Here is a 5161-nt window from a genome sequence, read left to right on the forward strand (position 1 = left end):
GGCGTGACCTTCTTCGGCCTGTTCCTGACGCCGGTGTTCTACGTCTTGCTGCGCACCCTGGCGCAACGCTTTGAAAAGAAAAAATCGGCCGTGGCCATCACCGCCGCACCGACCCTGGAAGGGAACCACTAATATGAACAAATTGCACATGATCGCAAAAGGCGTGGCGCCGCTGCTGGCAGCGCTGCTGCTGGCCGCTTGCTCCGCGCCGGAATTGAAGCAGCCGCAAATCGACACGCCGGGCGCCTTCAAGGAGTCGCAGACCTTCGTGGCGCCGGTGGTGCGCACCGCCGCCGACGGCACCCGTTGGCAGCAGGCGCAGGCCGCCGAACAGCAGCAGCGCGGCCAGTGGTGGCTGGCCTTCAACGACCCGGCGCTCAACGCCCTGGTCGAAGAAGCGACCAAGGCCAACGCCAACCTGGCCGTCGCCGCCGCCCGCGTCAAGCAGGCGCGTTCGATCGCCGGCATCGCCGAAGCGGACCGCATCCCGCAAGTGGGCGTCAACGTCGGCGCGGCGCGCGAAAAGGCGTCGCCGCTGTCGCTCGGCCTGCCGCAGGGTAGCAATGTGCCGGCCTCGAAGCTGTACCAGGCCAACCTGACGGCCAGCTACGAAGTCGACCTGTTCGGCCGCGTATCGTCCAACGTTGCCGCCGCCCGCGGCGACGCGGCGCAGAGCGAAGCGACGTACCGCTCGGTGCTGCTGTCCTTGCAGGCCGACGTGGCGCAGACCTATTTCCGTCTGCGTGAAACCGACGCCGAACTCGATACGCTCAACCGCACCACCGATCTGCGGGTCGAAGACGTCAAGGTCAACCAGCGCCGCTACGACCTGGGCGACATCGGCGAATTCGACCTGTCGCGCGCCAAGACCGAGCTGTCGACGGCGCGCGCCGAAGCGATCGGCCTGCAACGTCAACGCGTGACCACCGAGCACGCGCTGGCGGTCTTGCTGGGCAAACCGGCGGCCAGCTTCACGGCCGGCGTCAGCCCGCTGCTCGACTCGTCGCTGATGCCGAAGATCCCGGCCGGCATGCCGTCGTCGCTGCTCGAGCGCCGTCCCGACATCGCCGCCGCGCAGCGCACCATGGAAGCGACCAACGCCCGCATCGGCGTGGCCCGCGCGGCCATGTTCCCGTCGCTGATCTTGAACGCGCAGGGCGGCGGTTCGTCGTCGAGCACGGTGGCCAATGTGTTCGAGTGGAGCAGCCGTTCGTGGTTACTGGGCGCCCTGATGTCGATGCCCATCATCGACGGCGGCCGCAACAAGAACAACATCGCCCGCAGCGAAGCGGCGCTCGATGAATCGGTGGCCAGCTATCGCCAGAGCGTGCTGGTGGCCTTCGCCGAAGTCGAAGACAACCTGGCCGGCCTGCGCATCCTGGCCGGCCAGACCGAGCAGATCGACGACGCCGTGGTGTCGGCGCGCCGCTCGACCGACCTGGCCAAGAAGCTGTACGAAGCGGGCCGTTCGAGCTACCTCGACCTGCTCGACTCGGAGCGCAACCTGGCGGCCGTCGAACGCAGCGCCGTGCAGTTGCGCGGCAACCGCGCGGTGACGACGGTGGCCTTGATCCGCTCCCTGGGCGGCGGCTGGGACGCAGCGCCGGCGACGGCGTCGGTTCAGCCTTCCTTGCCTCAGCAAGCGAGCAATTAAACCAGGCAGCTAGCCAGCTTGATGTGACGAAAAAAACGGCGGTACGCGCAAGCGGCCGCCGTTTTTTTCGTCGACGGATTAAGCGATATATGGTCAGGCGGGCAAGCGCTTACCACCCAACATCCTTGAGCGGCGCTACGCTCGATTGCATTCGTTTCACGGCGATTTAGCCTCTGCCAATAGCCGATCCCAGTCATCCGGTGGATGGCCCTCGTCCAGCATCTTGCGGAAAACTTTATACGCATCGTCGCTGCTTTCATAAGCGCGTTTACTACCTTCGTCGTTCACCCACGCCAGCACGATCACTTTGCTCGATGCGTGGTAGCGAAAAAATAATCGGTACTGCTGAAAAAATTTCGCGCGAAACCAGTGCTTGTGATCCTCCCCCAATGTTGTGCCCTGACGGTATTCGGGCTTGGCTGGATCTTGGGGGATAACGTCAAACGCCAGCTTGGCGATGGCGGCCAGCCTTTTGGTGGCATTTTTCCTGACATAAGCGGCGGGATCTTTTTTTCTCAATGCCGTCACTTCCCGTGTCAGCGTTTCAATCTGGTCTAAAAACAAGGGGTGGGCAAAAATAGTCCAGCCATGAGATATGAATGGAGCGGGTGATGGATCGGGTTTGCCGTGACTCATATCTCGTCGGCGGGCAAAGGCGCATCCAGGTCAACTTCGATCCCGTCCGTCAGCGACCGGATGCGTGCAACGAGATCCGCATCGACCGCCCGCAGCCGCTCGGGATGGTTGGCCATGTCCCGCGCCAGGAAATCCAAAAATTGACCGAGCAATGGATCGTCCGCCTGACTGGCTTCGGCGCGTCTCAACACCACTTCACCGCCCGGACGGATACTGTATTGGAGCTTGTCGCGCTTGCGTAAGCCAAGTGCGCGCCGCACCGTTTCAGGCACGGTCGTCTGGTAGCGGTCGGTAAGAGTCGATTCAACGTCAATTGTGTCCGCCATGGCGTGCTCCGCTCTAATGGAAAAGTGAAATTCATGGTAATTCAATCGCATTACCATGTCAACGCGGTACGCGCATCGCCTGGGGCGGCACGAATTAAACGGCTCTCCGGCATCGAATTTGTTATCCTTGAGCGCGACATAGTAATTAAGCCGGCAACCAGGCCGGCAATCGAGCCGGCTTGATGCCATGAAAACGGCGGTCCGCGCAAGCGGCCGCCGTTTTTTTGTCGGCCGATTTATGCCTGTGCCGCGATTGTTCACGCTCTTAAGCGGTGCCGGTGCGGCGCATCGCCGCCGGCCCCGCCTTTTTCGCCCCCCCGAAATGTTACTTAAATTGATGCGTATAGCGTATTCTTGGTCCCATTTTCTTCGGCATCATGCCGTCAAACACCGTGAATGGGAACCGTCTTGAATCACTGCCTGCGCCGCTCCGTCCTTTCGCTCGCCGTTCTGGCCTCCCTTGCCGTTGCCAGCGGCATGCCCGCCGCTGCGGCGTCCGCGGTGCATGACCTGGTGATCCACAACGGCATCATCTATGACGGTTCCGGCGCCCAGCCCTACGCCGGCGAGGTCGCCATCGACGGCGACCGCATCGCCTACGTGGGTCCGCTACGCCACAGCAAGGGCAAGACCGAGATCGATGCCAAGGGGCAGGCCATCGCCCCCGGCTTCATCAACATGCTGTCCCACACCGATTACTCACTGCCCATCGACGGGCGCGCACTGAGCGACCTGAAGCAGGGCGTCACGCTGGAGGTACTGGGCGAGGATTCCATGGGCCCCCTGAACCCGACGATGAAGCGCCAGTTGGCCGAACGCCAGGGCGACATCAAGTATCCGGTGACCTGGACCACGCTCGGTGAATACATGACGATGATGGAGCGCAAGGGCGTGGCGCCGAACCTGGCCACTTTCGTTGGCGCCGGCGCGGTGCGCGACCACGTGCTGGGCGAGTACGACGTGCAGCCGAACGCCGAGCAACTGGCCACCATGCGTGCGCTGGTGCGCCAGAGCATGGAGGAGGGTGCCCTCGGCCTGACCACCGCCCTGATTTATTCGCCCAACGCCTATGCCAAAACGCCCGAACTGATCGCGCTGGCCGAGGAGTCGGCCAAATGCGGCGGCATCTACTCGGCCCATGTGCGCAGCGAAGGGGACCGGATCGAGGCCGCCGTCGAGGAGACCATCGCCATCGCCAAAGCCAGCGGCGCGCCGGCCGAGATCTACCACTTGAAGATGTCGGGCGGGGACAATTGGGGCAAGCTTGACAAGGTGATCGGCATGGTCGAAGCGGCCCGCGCCAGCGGCGTGCGCATCACGGCCGACATGTACACCTACACGGCGGGGGCCACCGGGCTGGACGCGGCCATGCCCACCTGGGTGCAGGACGGCGGCCTGGAAGCGTGGATCGCGCACCTGCGCGACCCCGCCGTGCGCGCCCGCGTCATCGCCGAGATGCGCAACCCGCACCCGGCCGACTGGGAAAACCTGTACGGCGCGGCCGGCCCCGAAAATACGATACTGCTCGGTTTCAAGAATGCCAAGCTCAAGAGCCTGGTGGGCAAGAGCGTGGCGCAAGTGGCGAGGGAGCGCGGCGTGAGCCCGGAAGACGCCGCCATCGACCTGGTGATCGAAGACGGCAGCCGGGTCGAAATCGCCTACATCCTGATGAACGAGGCCAACGTGCGGCGCCAGGTGGCCCTGCCATGGGTGAGTTTCGGCTCGGACGAGGCGGGCTACGCGCCGGAAGGCCTGTTCCTGCAGGCCGGCGTGCACCCTCGCGCCTACGGTAACTTTGCCCGCTTGTTCGCGCAGTATGTGCGCAAGGACCATGCGCTGAGCGTGGAGGAGGCGGTGCGCAAGCTTACGACGCTGCCGGCCGACACGCTGTCGCTGCCGGAGCACGGCCGACTCAAGTCCGGTGCCTTTGCCGATGTCGTCGTGTTCGACCCGGCCACGATCGAAGACCACGCGACCTTCGCCAAGCCGCACCAGTTTGCCACCGGCGTCAGCCACGTCGTCGTCAACGGCCGCCTGGCCCTGCGCGATGGCGAGGCCACGGGGGCCGCCACGGGACGCTTTGTGCGCGGGCGCGCGGCGACGTCCGCAGGCGGCGCCTGCAAGGCCAATGCCAGCCAGTGGAGCTGGACCAACTAGCGATGTCGGTGCGGGGCCGGGAGGGTTTTCGCCGGGAGCGCAGCGCCAAATAAACGGCCGGCCGGCGCCGACTTTGTTATCCTTGAGCGCTGGCATACAGGCGGAGCGTACGATGACATCCCTATCCAAAGACGACACCGGCGCGGCCGCCACCGTCGAACTGCCCAGCGCCCACGGATACGAGGCGACGCTCGAGCGCCTGACGACGGCGCTGGAACAGGCCGGCATGACCATCTTCGCCCACATCGACCACCAGGCGGCGGCGCGGCGGGCGGCGCTGGACATGCCGCCGGCGACGGTGCTCATCTTCGGCAATCCCCGGGGCGGCACGGCGCTGATGCTGGCCGCGCCGTCGATCGCGCTGGACCTGCCGATGCGGGTGCTGGTG

5 protein-coding genes are annotated in these 5161 nt (G+C 64.7%); 3 read left to right on the forward strand and 2 right to left on the reverse strand.

The genetic code is table 11. The annotated features are described in order from the left end of the window. The first annotated feature begins 133 nt into the window (after positions 1-133). Positions 134-1654: an efflux transporter outer membrane subunit gene (locus tag Q0S71_RS17270; RefSeq protein WP_295998425.1), complete on the forward strand. Its 1521-nt coding sequence runs from the start codon at positions 134-136 to the stop codon at positions 1652-1654. A 156-nt stretch (positions 1655-1810) separates the two neighbouring features. Here the strand turns inward: Q0S71_RS17270 and Q0S71_RS17275 are convergent, their stop codons facing one another. After that, complete coding sequence (locus Q0S71_RS17275) at positions 1811-2290, reverse strand: type II toxin-antitoxin system YhaV family toxin (protein WP_295998427.1); 480 nt, start codon at positions 2288-2290, stop codon at positions 1811-1813. Then, a complete protein-coding gene (locus tag Q0S71_RS17280) occupies positions 2287-2616 on the reverse strand; it encodes a type II toxin-antitoxin system PrlF family antitoxin (RefSeq protein WP_295998431.1) in 330 nt (109 codons plus the stop codon). Before Q0S71_RS17280 ends, Q0S71_RS17275 begins: the two co-directional genes overlap by 4 nt. A gap of 501 nt (positions 2617-3117) precedes the next feature. Between Q0S71_RS17280 and Q0S71_RS17285 the strand changes: the two genes are divergently transcribed. Continuing rightward, a complete protein-coding gene (locus Q0S71_RS17285; RefSeq protein ID WP_295998433.1) occupies positions 3118-4773 on the forward strand; it encodes an amidohydrolase family protein in 1656 nt (551 codons plus the stop codon). A 112-nt stretch (positions 4774-4885) separates the two neighbouring features. Then, positions 4886-5161: DUF302 domain-containing protein (locus tag Q0S71_RS17290; protein ID WP_295998436.1), on the forward strand; the 276-nt coding region annotated here is incomplete at its 3' end.

Source organism: Rugamonas sp. (genome assembly GCF_025354735.1).
Classification (GTDB): Bacteria; Pseudomonadota; Gammaproteobacteria; order Burkholderiales; family Burkholderiaceae_D; genus Rugamonas.